The sequence below is a fragment of the Providencia sp. PROV129 genome (assembly GCF_028482245.1).
Lineage (GTDB): Bacteria > Pseudomonadota > Gammaproteobacteria > Enterobacterales > Enterobacteriaceae > Providencia > Providencia vermicola.
The window spans coordinates 49342-73451 of the sequence record NZ_JAMPQD010000002.1; the positions used below are offsets into that span (position 1 = coordinate 49342).

General features: G+C 43.1%; 33 protein-coding genes. 32 read left to right on the forward strand and 1 reads right to left on the reverse strand.

Annotated features, from left to right (window positions below; all coding sequences use genetic code 11):
* Positions 1–198: 198 nt before the first annotated feature.
* From PSF27_RS01065 to PSF27_RS01170, 23 genes are all read left to right on the forward strand, one after another.
* Complete coding sequence (locus tag PSF27_RS01065) at positions 199–516, forward strand: phage holin, lambda family (RefSeq protein WP_048606449.1); 318 nt, start codon at positions 199–201, stop codon at positions 514–516.
* The gene (locus tag PSF27_RS01070; protein WP_272680703.1) at positions 509–928 is read left to right on the forward strand and encodes a structural protein; all 420 of its coding nucleotides are present in this window, start codon (positions 509–511) and stop codon (positions 926–928) included. Before PSF27_RS01065 ends, PSF27_RS01070 begins: the two co-directional genes overlap by 8 nt.
* Positions 925–1302, forward strand: coding sequence for a hypothetical protein (locus PSF27_RS20960; protein WP_272680704.1), 378 nt, complete (start codon positions 925–927; stop codon positions 1300–1302). The genes PSF27_RS01070 and PSF27_RS20960 overlap by 4 nt, the downstream gene beginning before the upstream one ends.
* The gene (lysC, locus tag PSF27_RS21185) at positions 1220–1453 is read left to right on the forward strand and encodes an Rz1-like lysis system protein LysC (protein WP_442958936.1); all 234 of its coding nucleotides are present in this window, start codon (positions 1220–1222) and stop codon (positions 1451–1453) included. The genes PSF27_RS20960 and lysC overlap by 83 nt, the downstream gene beginning before the upstream one ends.
* 565 nt (positions 1454–2018) lie before the next feature.
* The gene (locus PSF27_RS01080; protein ID WP_272680705.1) at positions 2019–2801 is read left to right on the forward strand and encodes a KilA-N domain-containing protein; all 783 of its coding nucleotides are present in this window, start codon (positions 2019–2021) and stop codon (positions 2799–2801) included.
* Positions 2782–3138: a hypothetical protein gene (locus PSF27_RS01085; RefSeq protein WP_006659517.1), complete on the forward strand. Its 357-nt coding sequence runs from the start codon at positions 2782–2784 to the stop codon at positions 3136–3138. The genes PSF27_RS01080 and PSF27_RS01085 overlap by 20 nt, the downstream gene beginning before the upstream one ends.
* A gap of 92 nt (positions 3139–3230) precedes the next feature.
* Entirely contained in the window at positions 3231–3503 is a 273-nt protein-coding gene (locus PSF27_RS01090) for a hypothetical protein (RefSeq protein ID WP_006659518.1), read from the forward strand.
* A 90-nt stretch (positions 3504–3593) separates the two neighbouring features.
* Positions 3594–3728 carry a hypothetical protein gene (locus tag PSF27_RS01095; protein WP_268243984.1) on the forward strand — a complete coding sequence of 45 codons (135 nt, stop codon included), beginning with the start codon at positions 3594–3596 and terminating at the stop codon, positions 3726–3728.
* A gap of 54 nt (positions 3729–3782) precedes the next feature.
* On the forward strand, positions 3783–4214 hold the full coding sequence (locus tag PSF27_RS01100; protein ID WP_272680706.1) for a terminase small subunit: 432 nt from the start codon (positions 3783–3785) through the stop codon (positions 4212–4214).
* Complete coding sequence (locus PSF27_RS01105) at positions 4201–5676, forward strand: phage terminase large subunit family protein (protein WP_272680707.1); 1476 nt, start codon at positions 4201–4203, stop codon at positions 5674–5676. Before PSF27_RS01100 ends, PSF27_RS01105 begins: the two co-directional genes overlap by 14 nt.
* Positions 5677–5679: 3 nt before the next feature.
* Positions 5680–7056, forward strand: coding sequence for an anti-CBASS protein Acb1 family protein (locus tag PSF27_RS01110; RefSeq protein WP_272680708.1), 1377 nt, complete (start codon positions 5680–5682; stop codon positions 7054–7056).
* Complete coding sequence (locus tag PSF27_RS01115) at positions 6992–7921, forward strand: phage minor head protein (protein ID WP_272680709.1); 930 nt, start codon at positions 6992–6994, stop codon at positions 7919–7921. Before PSF27_RS01110 ends, PSF27_RS01115 begins: the two co-directional genes overlap by 65 nt.
* 2 nt (positions 7922–7923) lie before the next feature.
* Positions 7924–9198: a hypothetical protein gene (locus tag PSF27_RS01120; protein WP_272680710.1), complete on the forward strand. Its 1275-nt coding sequence runs from the start codon at positions 7924–7926 to the stop codon at positions 9196–9198.
* Complete coding sequence (locus tag PSF27_RS01125) at positions 9198–9635, forward strand: gp53 minor capsid family protein (protein ID WP_272680711.1); 438 nt, start codon at positions 9198–9200, stop codon at positions 9633–9635. Before PSF27_RS01120 ends, PSF27_RS01125 begins: the two co-directional genes overlap by 1 nt.
* A gap of 15 nt (positions 9636–9650) precedes the next feature.
* The gene (locus tag PSF27_RS01130) at positions 9651–10745 is read left to right on the forward strand and encodes a major capsid protein (RefSeq protein WP_272680712.1); all 1095 of its coding nucleotides are present in this window, start codon (positions 9651–9653) and stop codon (positions 10743–10745) included.
* 9 nt (positions 10746–10754) lie between these two features.
* Positions 10755–10928, forward strand: coding sequence for a glycoprotein (locus tag PSF27_RS01135; protein WP_272680713.1), 174 nt, complete (start codon positions 10755–10757; stop codon positions 10926–10928).
* A gap of 56 nt (positions 10929–10984) precedes the next feature.
* Positions 10985–11386: a DUF7370 family protein gene (locus PSF27_RS01140; protein ID WP_272680714.1), complete on the forward strand. Its 402-nt coding sequence runs from the start codon at positions 10985–10987 to the stop codon at positions 11384–11386.
* The gene (locus PSF27_RS01145; RefSeq protein ID WP_272680715.1) at positions 11383–11751 is read left to right on the forward strand and encodes a hypothetical protein; all 369 of its coding nucleotides are present in this window, start codon (positions 11383–11385) and stop codon (positions 11749–11751) included. Before PSF27_RS01140 ends, PSF27_RS01145 begins: the two co-directional genes overlap by 4 nt.
* Position 11752: 1 nt before the next feature.
* Positions 11753–12193 (forward strand): hypothetical protein, encoded by a 441-nt coding sequence (locus tag PSF27_RS01150; RefSeq protein ID WP_094963020.1) that lies wholly within the window; start codon positions 11753–11755, stop codon positions 12191–12193.
* Complete coding sequence (locus PSF27_RS20965) at positions 12190–12573, forward strand: phage tail termination protein (RefSeq protein WP_272680716.1); 384 nt, start codon at positions 12190–12192, stop codon at positions 12571–12573. Before PSF27_RS01150 ends, PSF27_RS20965 begins: the two co-directional genes overlap by 4 nt.
* Positions 12574–12587: 14 nt before the next feature.
* Positions 12588–13313 (forward strand): phage tail tube protein, encoded by a 726-nt coding sequence (locus PSF27_RS01160; RefSeq protein WP_272680717.1) that lies wholly within the window; start codon positions 12588–12590, stop codon positions 13311–13313.
* Positions 13314–13346: 33 nt separating this feature from the next.
* On the forward strand, positions 13347–13988 hold the full coding sequence (locus tag PSF27_RS01165; RefSeq protein ID WP_272680718.1) for a DUF6246 family protein: 642 nt from the start codon (positions 13347–13349) through the stop codon (positions 13986–13988).
* A 3-nt stretch (positions 13989–13991) separates the two neighbouring features.
* Positions 13992–14342: a hypothetical protein gene (locus tag PSF27_RS01170; RefSeq protein ID WP_272680719.1), complete on the forward strand. Its 351-nt coding sequence runs from the start codon at positions 13992–13994 to the stop codon at positions 14340–14342.
* Here PSF27_RS01170 and PSF27_RS01175 read toward each other — a convergent pair.
* Positions 14332–14577 carry an Arc family DNA-binding protein gene (locus PSF27_RS01175; RefSeq protein WP_006661960.1) on the reverse strand — a complete coding sequence of 82 codons (246 nt, stop codon included), beginning with the start codon at positions 14575–14577 and terminating at the stop codon, positions 14332–14334. The genes PSF27_RS01170 and PSF27_RS01175 overlap by 11 nt on opposite strands.
* Before the next feature lie 382 nt (positions 14578–14959).
* On the opposite strand from PSF27_RS01175, the gene PSF27_RS01180 reads away from it, so the two are divergent.
* The 9 genes from PSF27_RS01180 to PSF27_RS01220 all read left to right on the forward strand — a co-directional run bounded on the left by PSF27_RS01180 (position 14960) and on the right by PSF27_RS01220 (position 24060).
* Positions 14960–15109, forward strand: a complete 150-nt coding sequence (locus tag PSF27_RS01180; RefSeq protein ID WP_171831162.1) for a hypothetical protein — start codon at positions 14960–14962, stop codon at positions 15107–15109.
* A 3-nt stretch (positions 15110–15112) separates the two neighbouring features.
* On the forward strand, positions 15113–15640 hold the full coding sequence (locus tag PSF27_RS01185; protein WP_096864246.1) for a DUF2335 domain-containing protein: 528 nt from the start codon (positions 15113–15115) through the stop codon (positions 15638–15640).
* A 114-nt stretch (positions 15641–15754) separates the two neighbouring features.
* A complete protein-coding gene (locus tag PSF27_RS01190; RefSeq protein ID WP_272680720.1) occupies positions 15755–16150 on the forward strand; it encodes a hypothetical protein in 396 nt (131 codons plus the stop codon).
* An 84-nt stretch (positions 16151–16234) separates the two neighbouring features.
* Positions 16235–16957, forward strand: coding sequence for a hypothetical protein (locus tag PSF27_RS01195; RefSeq protein WP_272680721.1), 723 nt, complete (start codon positions 16235–16237; stop codon positions 16955–16957).
* Positions 16958–17057: 100 nt separating this feature from the next.
* Complete coding sequence (locus tag PSF27_RS01200; protein WP_272680722.1) at positions 17058–20249, forward strand: tape measure protein; 3192 nt, start codon at positions 17058–17060, stop codon at positions 20247–20249.
* A 7-nt stretch (positions 20250–20256) separates the two neighbouring features.
* A complete protein-coding gene (locus PSF27_RS01205; protein ID WP_272680723.1) occupies positions 20257–20739 on the forward strand; it encodes a hypothetical protein in 483 nt (160 codons plus the stop codon).
* Complete coding sequence (locus tag PSF27_RS01210; protein WP_140180739.1) at positions 20740–21207, forward strand: DUF1833 family protein; 468 nt, start codon at positions 20740–20742, stop codon at positions 21205–21207.
* Positions 21207–21599 carry an NlpC/P60 family protein gene (locus PSF27_RS01215; RefSeq protein WP_036979310.1) on the forward strand — a complete coding sequence of 131 codons (393 nt, stop codon included), beginning with the start codon at positions 21207–21209 and terminating at the stop codon, positions 21597–21599. Before PSF27_RS01210 ends, PSF27_RS01215 begins: the two co-directional genes overlap by 1 nt.
* Positions 21586–24060 carry a host specificity factor TipJ family phage tail protein gene (locus PSF27_RS01220; RefSeq protein ID WP_272680724.1) on the forward strand — a complete coding sequence of 825 codons (2475 nt, stop codon included), beginning with the start codon at positions 21586–21588 and terminating at the stop codon, positions 24058–24060. Before PSF27_RS01215 ends, PSF27_RS01220 begins: the two co-directional genes overlap by 14 nt.
* Positions 24061–24110 lie beyond the last annotated feature (50 nt).

The following is a 24110-nucleotide window of genomic DNA, read 5'->3' on the forward strand; positions in this document are numbered from 1 at the left end:
ACCGAGATTGCAGGGATTGGCTCCTGCCTCCACAGCTAATTCAACCTGTAAGTAATCCTTACAAGTTCACATTCAATAAGTCGCCTAGTGCGGCTTTTTTCGTATACGCCGCCACAGAATCACTACTATCACTCACTTTCACTGAGCGTCTGTGTGCGGCTATCTATTAACTAAATTCCTCCAACGTAGGGGGTGAGTATGAAATGTATGAATAACACTCCTGATTGGCTGGATCATCTACTTAGTTGGTTATCTTCAGCAAAAGAGCAAGCGGCGGCGGCTGGTCTGGCTGGAACTGTTGCAATACTGCGTGGCATGTATAACGGCGGTGGCTGGAAAAAGACCCTGTTAGATGGTGCGCTGTGTGCATTCTTCGGATGGTTCGCTAAAGACTTACTAGCAGCTATGGGTATGAACCCTGAATTTGCTTATTTCACTAGCGTACTGATTGGTTACTGGGGCGTAGAAACGCTGAGCAAAATGATTAAAGGTAAGGCGGGGGTGAATAATGACTAGAAAAATAGCACGCGGTGAACGGAACAATAACCCAGGCAATATTGATTATAACCCCGCTAACAAATGGCAGGGGCAATTACCTCACGACCCAAGCATTGAATCTCGCTTCTGTCGGTTTCAATCTGCTGAGTATGGTATTCGAGCTATCTATAAATTACTGCAGACTTACCAGCGTAAATATGGACTGAATTCTGTAGCGGCAATTATTAACAAGTACGCGCCGCCAGTTGAGAATAATACAACTGGCTATATCCGAAGGGCTGCTGATGATATCGGCGTAGCTGTTCTGGATAAAATCGATACCAGCGATAAAAAGACAGGGATTGCATTAGCAAAAGCCATTGTCAGCGTTGAGTTAGGTTATCAGCCATATGGTGAGGCTACGTTCGATAAAGCGTGGAGCTTATTGTGAATTGGAAAGATAAAGTAATGGTGGTGATTGTTATTGTTTTTTCAATCATAATTTTTCTTGCTTTATCACGTATAGATAAACTAGAGAGTAAAAATGAATCACTCACTAGCCAGTTATCTGCAAGCCAACTACTAAATAAAGTAACCCAATCAGCAATAACTCTTCACTATCAAGTATCACTCGATAACATAAAAGCAAAGCAATTAGAGGACTCAGAACATGTCAAAGTTAAGACTGTTATCAAAACAGTGCTCAAAGACAATGAGTGCGCTAATACTGCTGTGCCCGATGATGTTGTTAGTGAGTTGCGGAAATACAAAAGAGGTATTGATTCCCGTTCAGCCAGTGCCGATACCAGCGCAACTAACCGCTGATTGCCCTCAGCCTGATATCCCAGAAAAAGTAGATTGGGGCGATATGCCGCAATTGCTAGTAGATGCGATGAATTCAATTGCAAAGTGCAATTTAGATAAGAAAGCCATTCGAGAGATTGAAGCGGCTAGAAATAATTCAAGATTACATTAGAACTGAGTGTTTACGATGACCTACTCTGAACTGATTAAAAGTGCTTATTTAGAGATAGCCAAGAAAGCAATACGGGAAATTGAACAACAACGACAGGTGATGAAATAAAAAAAGCCTACACAGCGGTAGGCTAAAGATGTTGCTTATACAATTGAATATCACTTTAAACATAGTAGGTATTTCAAAGTATGCAAAGTTATTTCTAAATATTTTCAACTGATATCGGATTAAATGAACAACGAGCCTCCAATTAGGGGGCTTTTTAATGCAAAAAAATAGCCCCGAAGCTGGGGCTTAAAGGGTAGGAATATTTATGAAGGTAATAACTTAGCGATGTAATAACCATACCCCTCTCAATGTTACGTTACGAAAGTAAAGTTAAAAGAAAGTTACATTTATTCAAGTTTTGTAATCAGTAGTACGCATTTCACCCTGTGCATAGCACGCACATCTAAAACACCAAGAGTCTACAGAAAGTGAGCCTGAGAACTGCCGTTATAGCTGGCAAGCTCTCTTGGGGCGGCTTTTCTGTGCTAACAGGCTCCCTTTCTATAGGAAATATGCAATGATTAAAATCATACCTATGAAGTATGACGAAACTCTGATCCCGTTTAATGGCGATTGTTGGGTTAATGCCACAGCAGCAGCTAGGCACTTTGGAAAACTAACCAAAGACTGGTTAAGGGTCTCATCAACTAAAGAGTATATCTATGAGGTAGGAAAAGAGCTTGATATTGAAGCGTATAATTCTAAAGAGGAGATTTCTCCCCTTTTAGTTCGAGTAGAAAAAGGACGACATGGCGGTACTTGGATCCATCCTGAATTAGTAATTGAGTTCGCAAGATGGTTATCCCCTAAATTTGCTCGCGCTTGTGACCGGCACATTAAAAACATGTTGATGTCACAGAGTATGACATTGACCGAAGATCAGGTTATTGGGTTACTAACATATAAAGAGGCTACTGAATGGGAAAAGCGATTTCAAGAACCCTATTACAGAGCGCTATCAAAGATGTCAGGGACTCCTTATTTTGGTCATGTTGGCGGTTGTCCATTATTGTTCGCTGGTATCACGGCTAAATGGATTTATGGCGTTGCATTGCCTGATTATGTTTATGAATCAGTCAAAGAAAATAAGGGCAATAGAGAGAAAATCCATCAGTACCTGAAAGGTGATGCCTTGCATGCGGTAGAACAGCAAATGGTGGCAGTAACAAATATTGCTAATAGTTCTGTTGATTACAAAGACTTTGATGCTCGATGTATGGCTGCTTTTGATGTTAAAGGGCAAATGCAATTGCTTTATCCTTCAGCGCATGGAGAGCAGCATGCAGCAAGATTGCAATAAGCAAGTAGAAATCTTTTCACTGGTCGTCAGCGAGTTATTTTTGATTAGACAGGTCGCCATGCATAAGCGGCCTGTTTTTCGTTCATCGCTAGGAGATATTAAGTTTAGTGTTGAGTCGCTGGCTAACTTCTTAAAATCATACTATCGGGAAGATTATAAAAGTGACCTCGAATTAAGCATGCTGTTCTTCAATATGCTGAAAAGAGAATACCTACCAGATCCTACAGTGCTAGTTTCTTGGTGTATGAATGAAGAGCTAACCGATGATGCAATACATAAAATATCTGGCTTGCTTGAAGACTTCGCGGAAATGGAGTTCTCAAATCAAATTCAATAGGTCGCTAATGCGGCCTTTTTTAAGCATAAGTCAAATATGTGTTATTTATTACATTTAGTTAGTGTTAGCATTCCTCCAATAGGAGGTAACTAATGATTTCATGGTTCGATGTTATGGCTCTACTTGCCATACCAATAGTGATATTGATTGTAGTTGTGAAGATGGCAATAGGGAGCCATAAGATGTTAGAAAAAAGTGAGCAAGTAAAAAATGAAGCATTAGAAGCTCACAAAAATGAAATTAAAGAGTCTAGTGATGGAGCGCAAGCAAAGAAGATAAAGAAAGAAATAACAGCAAAGATAATCTGGTACAGGATATGTTCTGTTGCATTATTGATACCAGTTCTATATTTCCTGTTTAGATAGCGACCCGCCAAGTGCGGGTTTTTTATTGGGTGAAATATGAAGAAATACACAGTAATCGCAACAAAGAAAGACGGAACTACATACGAAGGCATGATGACAACTAAAGAGCCTCGAGTGACGAATGGGCTAATCGCAATTGCTCAGTCGAACGGAGCATGGATATACATCTCACCCGACGAGATTAGCAGCGTTGAATATGTGCCTGTGGTTGAAGTAGCAGAATAACCAATCACAAAGCTCATCATGGTGGGCTTTTTAATTTGTTATGAGGATATGAATATGGCACTGACACTAAAGCAAGAGGCTTTCTGTCAGGCATACATAGAGAACAAAGGTAATGCTTCGGAGGCATACCGAACTGCGTATGCCACTGGAAAGATGAAAGCTACATCTATCAACTCCAAAGCCTATGAACTGTTAAACAACGGTGAGATTACGGTGAGGATTGCTGAGCTTCAGCAAGAGCACAGGGATAAGCATGATGTAACGGTGGCTAGTTTGTTAGAAGAGCTAGAAGAGGCTAGAAAGGCCGCTTTGTCAGCCGAAACCCCACAATCGTCCGCAGCCGTTGCTGCTACAATGGGTAAGGCTAAACTCACTGGGTTAGATAAGCAGATAGTTGAACTAACAGGCAGGGATGGCGGCGCTGTTCAGGTTGTTTCAATGTCACCTGACGATATTAAAAGGGTGATGGAAAATGACGATTGCTGATGACCTGATTAGAGCAAAGATGTGTGAGACTGACGGATTGTACTTCTCTCGATACTTCTTCAAGCAACGTACTGGCGGCAAAATGATTGTCGCACCTCACCACCATGCAATACAGAATGCTCTTGATAGAGTTATTAGCGGCGAAATCACACGGCTAATAATCAATGTTCCCCCAGGTTATACAAAAACAGAACTCGCAACCATTAACATGATGGGACGAGGGATGGCGATAAATAACCGCGCCCGTTTCATGCACCTCTCATACTCACATAACTTGGCATTACTTAACTCATCGACAACTCGCAGCATGGTTAAGTCACAAGCGTTTCAATCTATGTGGCCAATGACTTTACGGGATGATGCTGATAGTAAGGCTATGTGGTGGAATGAGTTTGGCGGTGGTGTGTATGCTTCATCAGCCGCAGGTCAGGTAACAGGATTTCGAGCAGGTCACATGGAATCAGGATGGCAGGGCGCATTGGTTATCGATGACCCAGTTAAGCCAGATGATGCTTACAGTGAGACTGTTCGTGACGGTGTGAATAATCGTTTTAACGAAACAATCAAATCACGATTGGCTATCGAAACCACGCCGATGATTGTGATAATGCAGCGCATTCATTACCACGATTTGAGCGGCTACCTGTTGCGTGGTGGCTCTGGTGAGAAATGGCATCACCTTTACTTACCCGTAGTCATTGATAATTCACAATCGTATCAAGAGTTATTCCCTGAAAACACTCACGCCATACCTATTGAACATGGTCTTGATAATGGCTGGCTGTGGGAATTCAAACACAATGAATCACACCGAACGGCTTTAGAGTCGCACCGTAGAACATTTGAAGCGCAGTATATGCAACGACCTCGCAGATTTAATGAGGAAGGGGCGCTGTGGAATGAGCAAATGATTAATGCGGCTCGTGACCTGAATATCATAGAACCATTAGCTCGAACGGTAGTAGCTATTGACCCGCAAGCGACAAACTCAGATGAGAGTGATGAAAGTGGAATTGCAGTGGCTAGCGCATACGGCGGCGGCGAAAAGCGACAATTCACAGTCGATGGCGATTACAGCGGTAAATACTCCCCGAATGGTTGGGCAACTAAAGCAATATGGGCTTATGAGCATCATAAGGCTGACGCGATAGTCATTGAAACCAACCAAGGCGGTGATATGGCTGAAGATACCCTGAAGAATGCAGGTTTCAAAGGCCGTATTATTCGCATCCATGCCAGTAAGGGCAAGTTTGCCAGAGCTGAGCCAATATCAGCCTTATATGCACAGGGCAGGGTTGGACACAGAGGTAACTTATTCACACTGGAAAACCAGATGATGGAATACGTGCCGCAAACAGCCAAGAAGTCACCCGACAGAATGGATGCCACAGTTTATGCATTGACTGAGCTGAGTGAGCCAGTATCAATCGGAATGATGATCCCCAAACGGTTACTGAGGTAATACATGACCGACAAATTACAATTAGCCGTCAATCATGCGATGAATGACGCGATATCTCGTGCTCGTATGGCCTTGCTTAATCCGACTATGGGGATTGACGCCAAGCGCGAATCAGCGTGGTGCGAGTACGGATTTAAACAAACTCTGACATCTGATGACTTATATAAGTTATTTCGTCGTGGCGGAATTGCTCATGGAGCAGTAACAAAGTTAACAGGTACATGTTGGAAAACAGCACCTCAAGCTATTGAGGGGGATAAGGCTGACAAGTCCAAGGAGGAGACTAAATGGGAAAAATCATTTAAAAGAGCTATCAACAAGCGAATATGGAAAGAATTTAAAGAGGCGGATAAGCGCCGCCTTGCTTGTAGATATGCAGGACTGATATTGCACATCAACGATGGTGGGAAATGGCATGAGCCAGTCAAAAGCTCAAAGCTTCTAAAGAAGGCAACGCCAGCATGGGAAAATGCCATTAAGCCTGCCGAGTGGGTTACTGATATTAACTCACCGAATTATGGTCAGCCCAAGATGTGGCAATACACAGAGTCACTACCTAACGGCGGAACTAGAAACCTGAAAATTCATCCTGATCGCGTTTTCATTCTTGGTGATTACTCCATTGATGCCATTGGTTTCCTTGAGCCAGCCTACAACGCATTTGTAAGCCTTGAAAAAGTCGAGGGCGGTTCTGGTGAGTCATTCCTCAAGAATGCCGCCAGACAGTTAAATATTAACTTTGCAGAAACTATCGACTTTAACAATTTAGCCGCGATGTACGGGGTAAGCGTTAAAGAGCTTCAAGAGAAATTCAATGAGGCCACAAGAGAAGTTAACAGGGGTAACGATGTCACTTTAGTTACACAAGGTGCTACGGCTACCCCGTTGGTTAGCCCAGTTGCTGACCCGACACCAACATATAACGTTAACTTACAGACAGCGGCAGCTGCTTTAGATATTCCATCAAAAATACTCGTCGGCATGCAAACAGGTGAAAGAGCCAGCACCGAAGACCAGAAGTATTTTAATTCACGCTGTCAGTCACGAAGGGAGAGCGAGCTTTCATTCGAAATAGAGGATTTTATTGACCACTTAACACGAATCAAGGTTCTAGAGTCTGTGCCAGAGAAAACGGTTATTTGGGATGACCTGAACGAGCAATCAGCCACTGAGAAGCTCGATAGTGCAGAGAAGATGAGTCGTATTAATCAGGCATCACTAGCAATCGGTGAGCCTGTATTTACTGTTGAGGAAATTAGAACAGCGGCAGGGCCTGATTATGAAAATGATGGTAAGCCTCCCCTAGGTGAACTCGATGAAAATCCAGAAGATACGAACCGCAATAAGAGCAGGAACGAAAGCCGATCCGACAGCGGTTGATAAATTAGAGCGCGGAGCAATGAAAGCCTTTGCAAAGCGCATCAAAAAAGTATCACAAGGCTACATACAGCTACTCAATAGAATCCCATCCGAACCTGTAGTTAATAAAAAATACCAATTCGACCTAGACCCTAATTATCTGTCAATCATATTGAGAGACGGTGAGCTCATGGTCGATGAAGTGTTATTGCATGGTGGTGAATTCAATAACTTCTTTTTCAATGAGTACGTGAGTACAGCATATGAGAGAGGAACGGCGCAGGAATATGCAAACCTAGCGCAGCAATCGACAGCATATGCAGCAACGCAACAAAGCGTGGCAACGATATTGCTTAGTGAGCCTTATCAACTTCGCATGGCATTAGTTCGCGCTCGTGTGTTTGAGGAAATGAAAGGGCTGTCTGCGCAAGTCAAAGCAGATATGGCGCGCATTCTTACCGATGGCATAGCGAGAGGGCTAAATCCTCGTGAGGTAGCTAGAAATCTGAATGAGCAATCAGGTATCGAAATTCGTCGTGCTAATCGAGTGGCCAGAACGGAAATCACAACGGCATTACGCAGAGCGAGAATGGATGAAGCTGATGAGGCCAGTGAAGTTCTTAACCTTGAAACTCGGCAGGTCCACATATCTGCACTAAGCCCAACAACACGACCTAATCATGCATCACGTCACGGAAAAATATTCACTACTGACGAGCAGCGCGATTGGTGGGCTGTAGATGGGAACTCAATTAACTGCAAGTGCTCGACGGTGACGATTCTGACCGACAAAGAAGGTAGGCCCTACAACGATACGTTGCTCAATAAACTGAAAGAGGAAAAAGAAGCCATGAGAGAACGTGGTTACCAATGGGCGGAGGAATAACGATGCCGATTCAAGTAAACGTCACGACCAAAGTTAATAGCGCATCAATCAGGCGTGAAACTTATAACGGTCGTGAGCACATCATCATCCCGAGTTACACGCTGCCAGCAAACGTCATCATGAATGGTGGCTTATATCCAAGCACAGAAATCGATGCCCACTACAGAGGCCTAGAAGGCACTCTCGCGCCACTTGGTCACCCAACGGTAAATGGTGAGTTTGTATCAGCTTTGTCGGCTGAGGGTATCAATCAGGGGCATGTAGGGGCATGGAATCGTAATGTTGCTAAAGTCGGCAATCGAATCTATGTCGAAAAATGGATTGATGTAAACAAAGCTAAAGAATCTGAAGGTGGTCGCGAAGTATTGGCAAGGGTAGAAGCGCTGGAAAGCGGAGAAAGCTCAGAGCCAATTCATACCAGTGTGGCTGTTTTCTTGGAGCAACTTGAAGCTAACGAGGAGCAGAAAGCACAAGGCTATAACTGGATTGCAAAAATCCACAGCATGGATCATGACGCAATATTACTTCATGAATCTGGCGCAGCAACACCGACTCAAGGCGTTGGAATGATGGTCAACGCTGACCAAGCAACCGAAATGCAAATCAACAACGGCGCGCTTACTGGCGAAACCTATCGCGAGAAAGAACACAAGTTAACAATGGCGGCTCGCAAGCAGTTTGCTACTGGTGACGAATATGTATGGGTATCTGATTTCACTGATACACACGCAGTCATCATGGTAGATAACGGCACGGCTAAATTGCATTCCTACACTAACGAAGATGGCGTTATCACATTTGATACTCAAGGAGAAGAAGTGGAGCGCCAAGAGTCATGGGTCAAAGTGGTAACAAATAAACTTAAATCGGTATTCAGTAAACCGCAGGCAAGCCCTGCAATCAACAATAGCACGGAGGGCGACATGCCTTTAACTCAAGAAGAAAAAACAGAGCTTTATTCAGAAATTGGCAATCAAATTGCTGCGAATGTAACAAAGGCATTGGAAGGTATTACATCGAAAATTGATACCTTGCAGGCCAACCAAGACCAGTTAAAAGATACGCTAACCGCTAACCAACGCGCTGAAGAAACAGAAATGCGCAAAGAAGTAGCGGCTAAATATGGCGAAGTGGTTGCAAATTCACTGCAAGGTCAGGCGTTAATCGATATGCACAAGCAACTCGGTGAAGCAGCGTCATTAGCTGGCAACTCAGGCACACAGCAAGAGCAAGTTGGCGCACCAAACCCAGCGGAATACTTTAAAGGAGCTCAATAATGGCTACTAGTCGTTACCGCCGTGTAAATCTTGACGGCAAATCAATTACAGAAACTCGCGCAGCAAAGGCGAATGTGTTGCCCGGTACTTTCGTGGTTATTGATGCAAATGATGAGTTTGCACAAGCTACAGCATTAACAGGTCGCATCTACATCACCAATCCTGCATATCACCAAGGCCTGACAATTCGTGATGCTATTCCAGCTGGTGACTCTGCCGTCGGTGAGTATGTGGAAGAAGGTCGAGAGCTTGCTTTATTGGTTCCAGCTGGCACTTACAAAAAAGACTCGCCGATTAAATTAGGTGTGAATGGTCAAGGTGCTTTGGCAACTGCTGATACCGACTCGGTTATTGGCTACAGCCAAGATGAAGTAACTCTGTCTAGCGCGGATTTCATTCGAGTTCGCTTCCGTGTTGGCACTGTTGCCGCTGCATAATTAAAAGGAAAAACTATGTTTTATACTGCTGAAACTTTAGCAACAAATAGCCGATTGCAACGTCAGTGGGAAGGATTGTGGGCGACACGTAATATTTACAACACGCAGCATAATCTGATGATTAACCAGTATCAGAACGTGATGGACGGTGAAACGTTAGCGGCAAACCAAGTTGGCGGCTTCACTCGTGAATTTTGGGCTGAGATTGACCGTAACATTATCCAACTCCGCGACCAAGAAACAGGCATGGAAATCGTTAATGATTTAATGGGCCTGCAAACTGTGTTGCCGATTGGTAAAACCGCTAAGTTATATAATGTGGTTGGTGATATTGCTGACGATGTGTCAATCAGTATCGATGGTCAAGCGCCATACTCACATGACCACACTGAATATGGTTCAGACGGTGACCCAATTCCAGTATTCACCGCAGGTTATGGTGTTAACTGGCGTCACGCAGCAGGCTTAAGCACTGTTGGTATCGACTTAGTGTTAGATTCTCAAACCGCGAAGATGCGCCAATTCAACAAGAAGATTGTTAATTACTTCCTGAATGGTGACGACAAAATCAGCGTTGATGGTTACAAAGGCCAAGGCATGAAGAACCACCGCAACACAGCGAAGATTGATTTAGGCACTTCAGGTGCAGATATCGACTTAACTACAGCTGATTTGCCAGCACTGTTAGCGTTCTTCGGTTTCAATGGTGCGTTTGGTCAGACTGCTTACAATAACAAAGTAGACGCTTACGATGTTATGTGGGTAAGTTATGAAGCATGGGGTAACTTAATCAAGCCTGTGGTTGTTTCTGTTGGTGCTGGTGCAGGTAACAGTGTGGTAAATGGTCGCATTATCGATACCTTGTTGCCATATGCTGGCGTGAAAGAAATTCGCCCAACTTATGCGCTTAAAGGAACTGAGTTCATCGCGTATCAGCGCCGCAAAGATGTAGTAACTCCATTAGTCGGCATGGCGACTGGGGTTGTTCCTAAGCCTCGTTTTATGCCACAGGATAACTACAACTTCCAAATCATGAGCGCTGCAGGCCTGCAAATCACTCGTGATGGTGAAGGTAAGTCTGGCGTGGTTTATGGTGCGAAACTGAGCTAAGGAGAAAAAATGGCTAAGTATGAAGTTATTATCCCTTGGTATGGTGTCGAAAAAGGTGGGGTTGTTGATATTGAAAACCTTCACCCCGCACTGAAACCAAATGTTCGGAAGTTATCAATTGAGGCTGCTGAATTAGTCCCAGCCACACAGAAAGCCAAGTCGAAGAAAGACAAAGAAGAATAGCCGCGAAAGCGGTTTTTTTATGCCCTCGAAAGGGGGCTTTGCTTTGTGAGGTAATCATGATCACAAAAGAGCAAGCCAAAGAATACCTGACGGGGCAGGGAATAGAGTTGCCTGATTTTATTCTCGACGCATTGATTGAGCAGGTCGGTAGTATTCAGGAATGCCTTGATAAGCATTACTCATCGGCAACCGCACTATTGATTCAGATGTATTTGCTTGCGCTCATGGCGCTTGGTCAGGGTGATAAGTATATCAGCTCACAATCAGCCCCAAACGGTGCGTCACGGTCATTTCGCTATCAATCCTTTGGTGATAGATGGAAAGCCGCCACATCGCTTCTACGTGGCTTAGATAAGTACGGGTGCGCTAATGGGTTGATTCCACCTGACCCAACTCAAACAGCTCATGCTGGGCTGTGGATTGCTAAAGGCGGCTGTATGTGCGGAGGTGGTCGATGAGCGCTACCGCTAACTGGTCATATACCGCACTAGCAACAATCTACCCTGTCATTCGTGGCGGTGGAAGATATGGTGATGAGATTATCTATGGCATACCTTATCTTATCGACTGCACGTGGCAATCTAGCAATGAAGTAGTGAAAGACGATATGGGGAAAGAGTTTGTTACCAATAACGTTTTCTACACTGAGTTAAAGCGGAACGGTGTAGATGTACAAAGGCCAGAGCGCGGTTTCTACATTGCCAAAGGTGATACCACTTCTCAATCTGACCCGAGAGTCGCAGGAGCTGACATTATCATCACGGTAAAAGAAGATGATATGAGCTTTTTCGGTGAAGAGCCAGACTATGAGATAAGGACGTGATATGGGCGTAAAGGTCAAAGGTATCAGGCGAGTTAGAGGAAATATCAATAGCGAGTTAGAGCTTATTGCTACCCAACGAACCGCCCGAGTTATGCAGGAGATATCTATCACTGGTGCGGCTTATGCTGCGGCAATTACCCCTATCGACACATCTAATCTAATCAACAGTCAGTATCGCCAATTGCAGAAAATACCCAGCGGTTATGAGGCTAGAGTTGGTTATTCAGCCAACTATGCCGCAGCGGTTAGTCAGATGAAAGGCAAGCTTAAAGGTCAACCAAGAGAGGATTTTGGCAAAACTCGAAGCGGTGTTTCATTTGGTGGCGGTACTGGTAAGGGACGATATTGGGACCCTAACGCAGAGCCTGATTTCTTACGCAAAGGTTTTGAAAACGCAGCGCCAGAAATACAGGAAATCATTAAGCGAGGCTACAAGATATGAAGTCAAGCGATGTATTCGAAGCTATTGCTGATTGGCTTGAATCACATGGCTTTAATGCTGGGTATAAGTTGCAAAAGAGGTTCTGGAACGAAACTGAGAATAGCCAACTCGTTAGATTTATGCTCATTCAGAATATGAGCGATGGCAGGTCTGAAGAGGCGTTTATTGATGATAGTTACAGGATAGTTCTAATCTCTGCAAGAAACGAAACCAATGTTGACGATATTGATGATTTAGCATCGATGATCCGAAACACAATGATTGATGATTACAAATCAGGCTGCATCACCATGATGCGACCTATAGGCGGTGGCTCAAGCTTTATGAGTGAAAACCGCACCTTTTTCGAAATCAATTTCAACACAATAATCTCACGATAACGGAGTAAATAAACATGGCATGTGAATCAGGTGCATTCACAGGGCGCGACGTCGTTGTATTTTATGCAATTGCGTGCCCTGAGAACAAACCATCACCAATCGATTACGGTCGCCTTGGTATGATGCGCGGAAAGTCGTCTGCTACTGAATGGGAAACGGTAGACGCAACGGGCGATATGTCGCCACAAAATACACAGGAAAGCTTAGTTTCGTATAAAAACGTCACGTTCTCGGGTGATGGCGTATCTCGCAAAGAGTCTTTGTACGGTCAAAAAGAGCTTAAGCGCCACGTTAACAACCCTGAAACTACATCAGGCCAGCCTTACGTATGGTTCAAGATTATTAGCCCTACAGATATCACAGAAGGCTGTTTTTTAGTAACTAGCTGGAGCGATGAATATCCACACGATGACGTAGCGACTTGGTCTATTGAAGCCAATAGCGCAGGTGGTGTCGATATCCGTGATATTCCAGAAGAAATCGTAATCACTAAACAGCCAGTAGACCAGACTTTAACTGTAGGCCAAACGCTAACTTTATCTGTGGAAGCTAAATCCACCGATGGCTCAGCGCTAACTTACCAGTGGAAGAAAGGTAACAGTAATGTTTCTGGCGGTACTGCTGCGACATTTACCAAACAGGCAACGGTTGCAGGTGATGCAGGGGAATATACTTGCGTCATTACTTCAACTTCTGCGGGTAGCGTTACTTCAAGTCAAGCAACGGTCACTATTTCTTAATCTAAGGGGCGCAAGCCCCTCTATTGAGGTCTCATGCAAGTATTAACGGATGTAGGGCAATTTACAGCAATAGTAGATGGTAAAGCGTATTGTTTTACACCTTCATTTTCTGCGATGGCAAGACTAGCGAAGGACTCACTAACAAGATTGACTGATGTTTTCGTTACAATTCATGGCGGTAAATTCCCAAAAATAAACAATCCTGATATCGCTAAGCAAGTCGAACCGGTCTGTTTTGCAAGAATGGCTATGGCATGCAAGGAGGTGATGGAGGTGTGCTGTAACGAAAGTATCAGTAATCTAATCGGCTCACTTAGTATCAATAGAAAGGGCTGGTTAAGTTATCGGGCAGGATATATTGAGCTTGAGGATATTATTAAACTATCTCGTCACCTAATGCGCCACGGCATCATGGGAGACCAAAAGCCCGATGAAGACGAAGAGCCGCAAGGGAAATTCACAAATGAGTTCGACCCGCGCGTCTATGTCTATCTTGCCGTAGCTCATCTTGGTATCAGCGAACAGGAAGCATGGGGAATGACAATGACAGGTTTCCGCGCTGCAATGGAAGCTAAATTTCCCCGTAGCGAGAAAGATAAAATCCCATCTAATAAGCGGTATGAAGAAGCTATGGATTGGGCTGATAAAATTATTATGCGTGATAATGCGAGGTAGGGCATGAAAGAGACATTCAAGACATTTGAAGAAGGTAAAATGAGCTTTAATCCAACTGTGAAGCCTGTTCCGTCACCAGATATTCAACATGTTAATATTCCTGTTGACCATGTCGCTAACAGTATGAGCGTGCTAATTTCAGTATGTGATCATTATGGATTACTTACTGATGACGTTAATATACATGTAAGTAAAGACGTGGATGTTGGTCTAGTTATCATAGCAACCGCTAAAGGCAAAAATCTAGATGAGATATCATCAATGAATGATTACCTTTTTGAGCGGTTATATGAGAGAGATGTAGATTTAAGTGTTCTGGTCGTATTTTTTGAGCCTGATACCGCTACTTCTTAATCCCTAATTTTTCCTTAACGACTTCCATCTCTCGTTCAAGCTGGAATATGCGCTCAGCCGCATCAGAAATCGTTAAAACTTCAACATGAGAATTACGCAGTATCCAATATTCGATAGCTGCGACCATTTCCTGATTGGCTGACCGATTATTAAACTCAGCTAATTCTTGAATTCTATCTTTTAAATCAGTCGGTAATCTGAGGTTAACCTGCGGATGCTTATATTTTCTTTCCATGCCACCTATCCTCAAAAACTCTCATTCTAGATAGGTGTTTTTTAGGTATCAATGCGTACCAAGTAGGTATCATTGTATATGTATACAGTGTTTTTGAGTGTTTATGGGTATTTTTATTGGTAATTATTTATTACCAGCCGTGATGGATATTATGGTGGTAATACCTACTATAAATGGTAGGTATTATCGAGGCGCGGCATTATACACCTCGATATTCAAGATACAAGTAGAGCTTGCAGTTAAGTTAACTTAATTCTAATATACTCCAAGGTATATTTAGCAATTTGATGTAACCACAAACTATGAATTGTGGTTTTTAACTAAGCGGAGGTGTCACATGACAGCAACAATGCGCAGATATCTCATAGCTATGGGGAGCATAATGGACTTGGCTCCTGCTACAAATTACAGAAAAATGGCAGCGCAAGGGCGAGACCAAGATCGCCTAAAAAAAGATATCGAATATGTGGGGAAAGACATGACCAAGGTTGCTGCTGGTCTAGAGTCTTATTGCGTAACAGAAAAGAAATAGCTCATGGATTTAAAGCCTAAAGATGAAATTGTGACCATTGACGATGATAATCCCGATCAGGGCTCAGATGTTGATGGTGCGATAGCGAAAATAGAAAGTACAGTGATTGATAATCCAATAATACTTGAAAGAATATTGGATAATCCTAGAGTCATGGCTATCGTTCAGAAAAAAGAGTCTTTTAGAGGGCCTTTGCCACCGCCTGACTTTTTGCAGAGGTATGAAGAAATCCTTCCTGGAGGAGCGGAAAGAATTTTCTGCCTAACAGAAAAAGAGCAAAGCTTTAGGCATGATACGCATAAAACGGCCCTTAAGGGAGCTATAAAAAAAGATAGTCGCGGGCAATGGATGGGTTTTTTTCTCTCAATAAGCGTATTAATTATTGCAACTTATTTTGCTAAAGATGGTGCGTATTGGTTTGCAGGAACTCTCATTACAGGAAACCTAGTGGCATTAGCTGCTGTGTTTGCCGCAGGTAGAAAGGGGAATAAGAACCAAGACAGCTCTGATAGTGAAGAGGCTCCAAATTAGTCTGCCAAATACAAGCTATCATAACAACCCACCCACTTCGGTGGGTTTTTTATTGCCTGAACTCTGCATTGAGGGTACATTTTAATCATCTGATTTAACGGTTGGTAATTTAGTGTGCATGCTAAAATCTTGCGAGTTCTGTGTATTTTTCTGTTGGTATTATTAACTTTTGTTATAGGTGTATCAATTAACACCAGTAAAAAACCAACTATTATTGACGGCGCTAAACAAGCTGTAATTGACCTTATGCATCAGCCAAAAGCAGCCGACATGAGAAATGTTACTTTTTACCAAGCAGGTAAAAGCATGAGCCGCAAGGCTGTAGGTGATGTTTGTGGAGAAGTGTTTACATTCAAAGATGACCTGCCTTATAAGTACAAAAGATTTATTGTTGAGGTTGCAGCGAATCAAGAAGGCGAGTGCGTATTCTCCATCCCTTTATTCGACTTTGAAGGTGAAATGGTGCCAGAGCCCGATTTCCAGAAGATATGGGATGAGAGGTGTAACTAGACCTGCTTCGGCAGGTTTTTTGTTTGCTTCAATTTGCACTCTCGCTAAGCTAACATTACTGAAACTAATTGATGGGATAGTGAGATGAAAAGAATATTGGTTGGTGTGATGTTATTGTCTTTTTTTTCTATTGGGTATGCAAAACCTATGGCAAAGAAAGATATTGCTTGGCTTGATGGTCAAAAATCAATAAGAGATATAGGATGCAATGAATATAATGATCGCTCTTATTCAAAGCCTAAAAAAGGTGAAGTGGTAATAGCGGAATCTGTTTTCAAAGTGAATAAATTATTTGATGAAAGTACATTAGTTTGCGAGCTAAATGAAGATAATGATGCTTTTATCATTGAAGTTGTTGAGAAGTCAGTCGTAGATGGGAAAAAGGTGTACGTGTATCACAATAACAGTAATGGGTCAGTTGATGTTTCTGATGACTATTACAATAACTGGGCTTATAAATGCCAAAAAGATACGATGACTGATGAGGTTGTGTGTGGAATGCACCAAAGAGGGTTAACGATAGAAAAGGACGCCAATGGATATAGAATGCAAGTGGGATATGAGCACTTTCCTGAAACATTAGCGTACATAAGAATTGATAAAAATAAACCCATAGAATCGGAAAGTAGCGGAATATACTCAAGAGATACGGCAAAGTTGATTATTGATAATTTGTCTGATGAGAAAGAAGTTAATATTAGATATACAAAATGGCCTATACAAAAGCCGGTGGATAGAAAAATTAACATGGAAGGTTTTAATTCGGCTAAAAAAGTTATGGATATACTCCAGACTAATTACAAATAATGGAACATCGAGTTAAGTAACCCTGCCAACTGGCGGGGTTTTTTATTTTAGCTAAAGGCTCATACATTTGTATGGGCTTTCTTTTTTTAAAGAGGTCGCTATGACAATTAATGCAGGTAACATTGAAATCATAATCAAGGCTGATACTGATGCCTTATTGGTCTCAAATAAGAAGGCGGAAAAGAGCTTAGATGAACTAGATAGAGGATTTAACAAAACAACAAAGTCAGTTAATACGACAGAAAAGTCAATACTATCATTCTCAAAGGCTGCAATTGCGGTTAGCTCTGTACTATCGGCTAGTACGGTTGCCAATTACGCAGACGCTTGGACTGATTTAAGTAATAAGTTAGCTAACTCTATACGACAAAATGAAAAGCTTGCAGATGTAACTGAGCGAGTTTTTGGTATATCGCAAAAAACAAGATCTAGTTTGAATGGTACCGCTACTTTGTATGCAAGGTTAGAAAGGGGTACAAGAGAATACAACACGTCAGCGGCTGATTTAATCAAGCTAACAACAATTATAAACCAAGGGTTTGTTGTTTCTGGAGCCACAGCACAAGAGGCTGAAAACGCTATAATCCAGCTATCACAAGGTATTGCATCTGGCGTTCTTCGCGGCGAAGAATTTAACTCTGTTGCTGAGCAAGGTAGCCGATTAATGGTCGCTTTAGCTGATTCTCTTGGGGTTGGGATTGGCGAGCTTAGGGCTATGGCTGCGCAAGGAAAGTTAACAACCGATGTTGTTGTTAATGGGTTACTTTCACAAGGCAACTCCATTGGTAAAGAATTTGCCAATACAACAGCAACGATGTCTCAATCAATTCAAACTGCGGGCAACAACCTTACAAAATTCTTTGGTGAATCAACCACTGTTCAAACTGGAATTTCAGTATTTAACTCAGCAATTATCACCATTAGTGAAAATATGAATGTAGTTTCTGGTGTCTTAATTTCTGTAGCCGCAATTATGGGGGGTAGATTTGCTGGAGCAATGTATTTAGCCACACAAAATATCATTAAGAATACCGCGGCAACATATGCAAACGCAGCAGCACAAGGAAAAATGGCTGCCGCGTCAATGGCTGCTAAATCAGCTTTAGGCTTAATAGGTGGGCCTGTTGGTGTTGCGGTTCTCGCAGCAAGCGCTGTTTTTTTATGGAGTCAAAGGGCTAGGGAGGCTAGAGAATCAGCCAATAACCTTGCTGATGGGATAGGAAATCTTACATCTAAGTTTGACCAGATGAATAGGATTCAGATGGCTGATGAGTTAAAAAAAGCCAGAGAAGCTATACCTGAGTTAAAGGAATCTTTAGAAGAGGCTCAAAAGGCTTACGACAGAGTTAGTCAATCTGTTGAATATAATAATAAAGTGGCAAATGATTACGGAAAAACAACCAGAAAAGGAAGAAAAGCAGCAGAAGATCTAGCTGCTAACCTAGAGCAGCAAAAAGAAAAAGCAATCGAACTTGAAGCGGCTCAGGATCGGTTAAGCAAGACCCAAAATGCAGTGACTCTTATAATGGCTAAGCTTAATGGAGAGTTATTGACGGGAGAGAGGCTTTTAACGAGGCAGTCAAATAGCGCTCTACCCAATGCAAAGGCTGCGATGGAAGCATATGGGCTTAGTATTGACAGAGCTACTAAGAGCAAGCAAAAGTTTAATGCAGAAAGTCTTAAATTAGATTTCGGTGGCGAAAAAGGAGAAAACTTAAGAAAGCAATTAGAGAGAGATTTAGCCCTATCCAGAGTTGATGGTGAAGCTAAGGTTAGATTGCAAACACAATTTATGGCTGAAGATGCTGGAACTACTGATAAGCAAGCCATACAGCAATTACAGGACTTAGCAGTAGCTAAATACAATAATGAACAAGCAAGAAAAGAAGGGGTAAGCGCAGATAAAGAATCAGCCAAAGCCGCAGATCAAGCCACAGACGCAATCAAAAGACAACGCGAGGCCATAGAAAGACTGAGCAAAGGGTATGAAGATGGATCGCTAAAGCTTGCTCAATTTGACGCAGTCCAAGCGCTAGGTAGTGATGCAAGCCCTGAACAAATAGCTAAAGCCGAGCAATTAGCAGAAAAGCTATTCAATATTGAGCAGCAATTAGCCGATAGAAGAGCAGCCTTAGAAGCGAATATAATTGCGGCAGCTGAGAAAGCAAGAACTGATGAACTGGCACAGATAGAAAGACAACTGAAAGCAGGTGATATTTCCTTTGAAGAGTCACAGCGCCGTAGGTTGGAAATCGCGTCTGAATATGCCACTAAAATCGCAGAGGCCACAGCCAATAATATCATCACACCAGTAGCAGAGAACCGCGCTAAGTTTGACCCTGTACAAGCGTTACAGAATGAAAATACCCGCAAATTAGCCTTGATGAGAGAGTATTACAATCAAGAGCAGCAGTTACTAGAAAACTCCTACGCTAAACAGCAAATGTCGCATGAGCAATTCACAGCAGCAAAACAAGCTACTGATATGCAATACAGAGCGCTTATTACAGCGATGGATAATCAGTACCAACAACAGCAAACAGCCGCACAATGGGAGCTAATGAGGAATCAATCATTAAGCTACGAAATGCTGGCGTCTGCGGTTGATTCGTTCGCGGGCAATGCTTCCAATGTAATGACAGGGTTAATGACGGGCACTATGTCGGCAGCTGATGCCATGCGCTCATTGGGTAACACGATTCTAAACAGCGTCGTTAACTCAATCGTGCAGGTAGGCGTTGAAATGCTGAAAAACTTTATCATCAGTAAAACGATGGGAGTTGCAGCACAGACAGCGAACGCAGCGGCAGCAGTAGCAGGAGGTGCGGCAGCGTTGGCAGCTTGGACGCCAGCGGCAATTGCGGCATCTATTGCAACTGGCGGCGCGGCAGCAGGTAGCGGATTAGCTTCTTTCCAATCGTCAATGTTAGCTGGTCAATCGATGTCATTACTCGGCGGTCGTCGCTACGGCGGTAACGTATCAGGCGGCAATCCGTATCGTATTAATGAATCGGGCGAATCGGAGATATTCCAGACTTACGACGGTAAACAGGCTTTCATTCCGAATAAGTCAGGGAAAGTTATTCCTGCGGATAAGGCGGGCGGTAACAAAAATATCAATGTGAGCATTATATTTAACGACCATTCATCAGGTAATCACCGCTTTGAAGCCGAAGCAACACAAAATGGCGATACATTGACAGTTCAAGCGTTTCTAACTGACATGCATGAGAAGGGGCCTATGCATCGTTCGATAATTCAAAATACCACAGCTACAACCAGACTCGGATGAGGTAACGATGGACGAAATTATTGATTACCCTCGCGGTATGCCATTGCCGATTAGGGCAGACAAAAACATGACCATCGACACGGGATTTAGGACTGACCAGCCACAGGTTGGCGCTCCTATTTTCCAGCCTCTTACGGATGATTTAAAAACTGTTTGGAGTGTGCGATGGGTATTGAGGCGAGAGCAGGAAAGGCGCTTTGCTCAATGGCTGCGAAGTCCTAACTATCTTGATAATGGTAAGCGTTGGTTTCGCATGGAGATTGATTTGGGTGGGAGTGGGCTACAGGAACAAATAGTTCACTTCGTTCAAATGCCTGTGCAAACTTCGATAGTTGCTGGCGTAGTGACGTGGACGGGAAGCATTATTTGCCGAAAACTGAACAATACGGATGATGAGTTCGGAGACCTGATTGTCGAGTTATTACCTGAAGAATGGGGCTTGCTCGATATCGTCGTCACTGAACGCCTACCACGATGCAAGGGTGGATGAATGAAGTTAAGAGAGTACCGAGCGCAGCGACCGATGCGCGTTATTTACGAGACTATCCAATTTTCACACCCATCATTTGATGATGTTTTTTTTGTTAGTTTGCAGGAAACACCAAAGGTGCTAGGTGGAATAACTTTCCTTCCGTGTAACTTCGAACTCGCTGAAAGTCAGCAAAGCAAAACACCCATCATTGATGCTTCAGTTAAATTCAGTCGAATGGCGCAGGATTTTAAGCAACAACTTAAACTCTGGCGCTCTTACGTGAGAATGACACCAATAGTAGCAACGTTCAGGCTATTTGATTCAGCCGACAAAGATAATCCGATAAGCGAATGGTCGCTGTATGTGAAAGACTGCTCACTCGATGCGGAATCGGTCACTGTCACACTGTCGATGAATAACCCGCTAAATAAGAACGTTGGGCGCATTTACACAATGGAAGAATTCACAGGGCTGGAGACGGTTTAATGACGAAATTAGAGTTTATTAATCGGATGATTGGCAAGCCGTGGAAGAATCGAGCGTGCACTTTGAATGAGTGTGACTGCTGGGGCTTGGTGGTCTTGTATTTTAGGTACGTACTAGGTACGGAAATTCATCATGATGCTGGCTACGAATCGGACCATGATTTTGTAACTTGCTATGAGAATGAGGTCGAATTTTGGCAGCGCACAGAGCACCCAGTGGATGATGGGATATTCATTGGCTATCGCGGCTCTCAGCCAGCTCACATCGGATTAATCATTGATGGTAATGCATTTCACAGCCGAGGCGAAAATGGGGCTGTAAGAATGGATAGACTCATTGTGCTTGAGAAGAAATTCACGAAACTGGAGTTTATGAAATATGCCGACAGTTGAAATTCAGCGAATAGCTGGAACACCTAAAGAAAGAGTCGATTTAAAAGTCGGCTCTTTTTTTTATAGCGATTTTCTAGTGCATCAGCAGTTGCATACCGATGTGGTGATTGTCGTTAACTGGCGTGAGCTGCAAGAAGATGACGAGTTAGATTTTGAGATAACACCGACTCACTTTATTCAATTGTTCGACCAGCCTAAAGGCGTTATCGGCGATATCCTGAATCCAGTGTTTAACTTGGTTACAAAAGTTTTTTCGTTTCTTGCACCGAAAACTCCGTCATTTTCTGCTGCTGAATCGAATGTTAAAGATAGCCCGAATAACAGGCTAACAGGGCAAACAAACGTTGCCCGAGCATACCAAGCAAGGCCAGAAATACACGGGCAAGTAAGGGCGTTCCCTGACCTGATTCAGCAGTCAATGTTTGAGTACAATAACAACCTCAAGACAGTAACTGAATGGCTAAACATCGGTATTGGCGAGTATAAAACTGAAAGTATCCGATTTGCCGAATCTGATTTTACAGCGATGGCAGGGGCAAGCTACAAGATATACAAACCGAAAGAAGTTATCCCGCTGATTAACGAGGGATTTGAGTTTCCTGATATCGATGGTCAAGAATTACCGGGGCCTAATGAAAGTAAAGATATTCCACAGCAAACAGCAACTGCAAACGAGGTCGTATCTGGCGAGATAAAAGGTGGTGAAGCTGCGATTAAAATCGTTAAGCAAGATGAATTTGAATACTTTTTCGAGCTGACAAAGCCGCGGTCTATCTCAATGACTGTTAACGTGAGTTACGACACTCCGCAAGGTTCGGTAACCAAAGATGTGAAAATCGATGCTCAGTTAGTTGATGCAAAAGAGAGTGATGACGGCTCGTTGATTAACCCTATCGAGTATTACGAATTCTTCTTTACAAATCTATCAGGTAACGACCTAAGTACGCTTCCACCAAATGCCGTAGTGAACACAACGAAATTCATTCTGTATGACAATCAGTTTTTAACAGTTGGTCCATTCTTTGCCCCTGTCGAAGGCGACCAGATGTGGGTGCATTTTCAGGCTCAGTTTGGCGCTGAAGATAGATGTAATGCAGATGTCGAAATATGGAAGGTTGATACTGAAAACAATGAAATAGCAGGCACTAGGCAGGCCTACAACACTGTGTTAAGTGCAAACAATGGCGCAAGAGTTTACTACAAAACAGATAAGGTAAACTTAAGCTCTGGTCGTGGTCGGTATGCGATACAAGTTACACGAAAAAACAACAGTAATGACCATAATATTCTTAAGCTAGAAAACGCTCACATTGTCAGAGTTCGTGAGAATGTCGTTTTTGATAATGACACGATTGTTAATGTGTCAGTGAGAGCAACGGAAGCGCCAACGGGGGCAAGAGAGCGGAAATATAACTTATTGGCCACGCGCATGGTTATTTCGTATGACCGAGTATCAAAGCAAGTTGATTACACGCCTCGACCATCGCGTAGTTTTGCCGATGCAGTGCTGCACACTTGGTTAATTACTGCTGGAGAAAGTGAGAAGAATATCGACATTGACGGGCTATATCGAATTTTCGATAGCTTGCCTGATGAGCGCCTAGGATATTTCGATTATACATTCGACGACGAAGATATTTCCCTTGGCCAACGTATCGAAACTATCTGTAATGCCGCGCGAGTAACTGCTTATTTCGATAATGCTGTACTCACATTCTCCCGCGAGCAGTCCAGTGAATTCCCAATGACCACCTTCAATCGTTCTAACATCACAGGTAACGACATGAAGATATCGTATGACATGTCGATGCCTAGCGGATACGACGGAATTGAGTTGGAGTATGTCGAGCCAGTTCGCAATAAGAAAGACTATATCCGCTTTCAAGTTGATGAGAATGGCATCACTGAAGGACTATCACGCACACCGAATAAGATAGTTTTACAAGGCTGTAGGAATCACTATCAAGCACTAGACAGGGCGCTACTAGAAGCTAATAGACTCATTCATCAACGCACAAGTATCAGCTTAACGACTCTTGCTGACGGTGGGAATGTGTACCCTAGCGATATGGTACTGATAGCTGATACTTACGATTCAAATCAGCAAGCAGGTTATATCACGGAGCGAAGCGGGGAGGTATTCACTACTAGCGAGAAAATTAAATTTGATGATGAAATGTGGGTATATCTCACTGATTCGATGGGTTACACAACGCAGAAGTTTAAAGCAGAACCTAGGCAAGATACCGAATTCGGCTTTATCGCAAATGTGCCTGAAGATATCGAGTTCAACTTATATGACGGATATCGAGTGCAGTCACCATCGCGGTACGTTATCGCAACTTCAGTAGAAACCGAAAACATCAAATGGGTCATCACTGATAAACGCCCACTCGGTGGCGAACGCTACACAATAACCGCAACTGAATATTTCGACGCAAAATCCGACTATAACGCATAACAGCAATCATTAACTAACAAGCCCTCTAAGTGAGGGCTTTTTTATTGGAA

What these genes read in the sequence shown, in the direction of transcription:
- PSF27_RS01065 (WP_048606449.1), top strand. Translation starts at nt 199, where the DNA reads ATGAAATGTATGAATAACACTCCTGATTGGCTGGATCATCTACTTAGT.
- PSF27_RS01070 (WP_272680703.1), top strand. Translation starts at nt 509, where the DNA reads ATGACTAGAAAAATAGCACGCGGTGAACGGAACAATAACCCAGGCAAT.
- lysC (WP_442958936.1), top strand. Translation starts at nt 1,220, where the DNA reads ATGTTGTTAGTGAGTTGCGGAAATACAAAAGAGGTATTGATTCCCGTT.
- PSF27_RS01080 (WP_272680705.1), top strand. Translation starts at nt 2,019, where the DNA reads ATGATTAAAATCATACCTATGAAGTATGACGAAACTCTGATCCCGTTT.
- PSF27_RS01085 (WP_006659517.1), top strand. Translation starts at nt 2,782, where the DNA reads ATGCAGCAAGATTGCAATAAGCAAGTAGAAATCTTTTCACTGGTCGTC.
- PSF27_RS01090 (WP_006659518.1), top strand. Translation starts at nt 3,231, where the DNA reads ATGATTTCATGGTTCGATGTTATGGCTCTACTTGCCATACCAATAGTG.
- PSF27_RS01095 (WP_268243984.1), top strand. Translation starts at nt 3,594, where the DNA reads ATGATGACAACTAAAGAGCCTCGAGTGACGAATGGGCTAATCGCAATT.
- PSF27_RS01100 (WP_272680706.1), top strand. Translation starts at nt 3,783, where the DNA reads ATGGCACTGACACTAAAGCAAGAGGCTTTCTGTCAGGCATACATAGAG.
- PSF27_RS01105 (WP_272680707.1), top strand. Translation starts at nt 4,201, where the DNA reads ATGACGATTGCTGATGACCTGATTAGAGCAAAGATGTGTGAGACTGAC.
- PSF27_RS01110 (WP_272680708.1), top strand. Translation starts at nt 5,680, where the DNA reads ATGACCGACAAATTACAATTAGCCGTCAATCATGCGATGAATGACGCG.
- PSF27_RS01115 (WP_272680709.1), top strand. Translation starts at nt 6,992, where the DNA reads ATGAAAATCCAGAAGATACGAACCGCAATAAGAGCAGGAACGAAAGCC.
- PSF27_RS01120 (WP_272680710.1), top strand. Translation starts at nt 7,924, where the DNA reads ATGCCGATTCAAGTAAACGTCACGACCAAAGTTAATAGCGCATCAATC.
- PSF27_RS01125 (WP_272680711.1), top strand. Translation starts at nt 9,198, where the DNA reads ATGGCTACTAGTCGTTACCGCCGTGTAAATCTTGACGGCAAATCAATT.
- PSF27_RS01130 (WP_272680712.1), top strand. Translation starts at nt 9,651, where the DNA reads ATGTTTTATACTGCTGAAACTTTAGCAACAAATAGCCGATTGCAACGT.
- PSF27_RS01135 (WP_272680713.1), top strand. Translation starts at nt 10,755, where the DNA reads ATGGCTAAGTATGAAGTTATTATCCCTTGGTATGGTGTCGAAAAAGGT.
- PSF27_RS01140 (WP_272680714.1), top strand. Translation starts at nt 10,985, where the DNA reads ATGATCACAAAAGAGCAAGCCAAAGAATACCTGACGGGGCAGGGAATA.
- PSF27_RS01145 (WP_272680715.1), top strand. Translation starts at nt 11,383, where the DNA reads ATGAGCGCTACCGCTAACTGGTCATATACCGCACTAGCAACAATCTAC.
- PSF27_RS01150 (WP_094963020.1), top strand. Translation starts at nt 11,753, where the DNA reads ATGGGCGTAAAGGTCAAAGGTATCAGGCGAGTTAGAGGAAATATCAAT.
- PSF27_RS20965 (WP_272680716.1), top strand. Translation starts at nt 12,190, where the DNA reads ATGAAGTCAAGCGATGTATTCGAAGCTATTGCTGATTGGCTTGAATCA.
- PSF27_RS01160 (WP_272680717.1), top strand. Translation starts at nt 12,588, where the DNA reads ATGGCATGTGAATCAGGTGCATTCACAGGGCGCGACGTCGTTGTATTT.
- PSF27_RS01165 (WP_272680718.1), top strand. Translation starts at nt 13,347, where the DNA reads ATGCAAGTATTAACGGATGTAGGGCAATTTACAGCAATAGTAGATGGT.
- PSF27_RS01170 (WP_272680719.1), top strand. Translation starts at nt 13,992, where the DNA reads ATGAAAGAGACATTCAAGACATTTGAAGAAGGTAAAATGAGCTTTAAT.
- PSF27_RS01175 (WP_006661960.1), bottom strand. Translation starts at nt 14,577, where the DNA reads ATGGAAAGAAAATATAAGCATCCGCAGGTTAACCTCAGATTACCGACT.
- PSF27_RS01180 (WP_171831162.1), top strand. Translation starts at nt 14,960, where the DNA reads ATGGACTTGGCTCCTGCTACAAATTACAGAAAAATGGCAGCGCAAGGG.
- PSF27_RS01185 (WP_096864246.1), top strand. Translation starts at nt 15,113, where the DNA reads ATGGATTTAAAGCCTAAAGATGAAATTGTGACCATTGACGATGATAAT.
- PSF27_RS01195 (WP_272680721.1), top strand. Translation starts at nt 16,235, where the DNA reads ATGAAAAGAATATTGGTTGGTGTGATGTTATTGTCTTTTTTTTCTATT.
- PSF27_RS01200 (WP_272680722.1), top strand. Translation starts at nt 17,058, where the DNA reads ATGACAATTAATGCAGGTAACATTGAAATCATAATCAAGGCTGATACT.
- PSF27_RS01205 (WP_272680723.1), top strand. Translation starts at nt 20,257, where the DNA reads ATGGACGAAATTATTGATTACCCTCGCGGTATGCCATTGCCGATTAGG.
- PSF27_RS01210 (WP_140180739.1), top strand. Translation starts at nt 20,740, where the DNA reads ATGAAGTTAAGAGAGTACCGAGCGCAGCGACCGATGCGCGTTATTTAC.
- PSF27_RS01215 (WP_036979310.1), top strand. Translation starts at nt 21,207, where the DNA reads ATGACGAAATTAGAGTTTATTAATCGGATGATTGGCAAGCCGTGGAAG.
- PSF27_RS01220 (WP_272680724.1), top strand. Translation starts at nt 21,586, where the DNA reads ATGCCGACAGTTGAAATTCAGCGAATAGCTGGAACACCTAAAGAAAGA.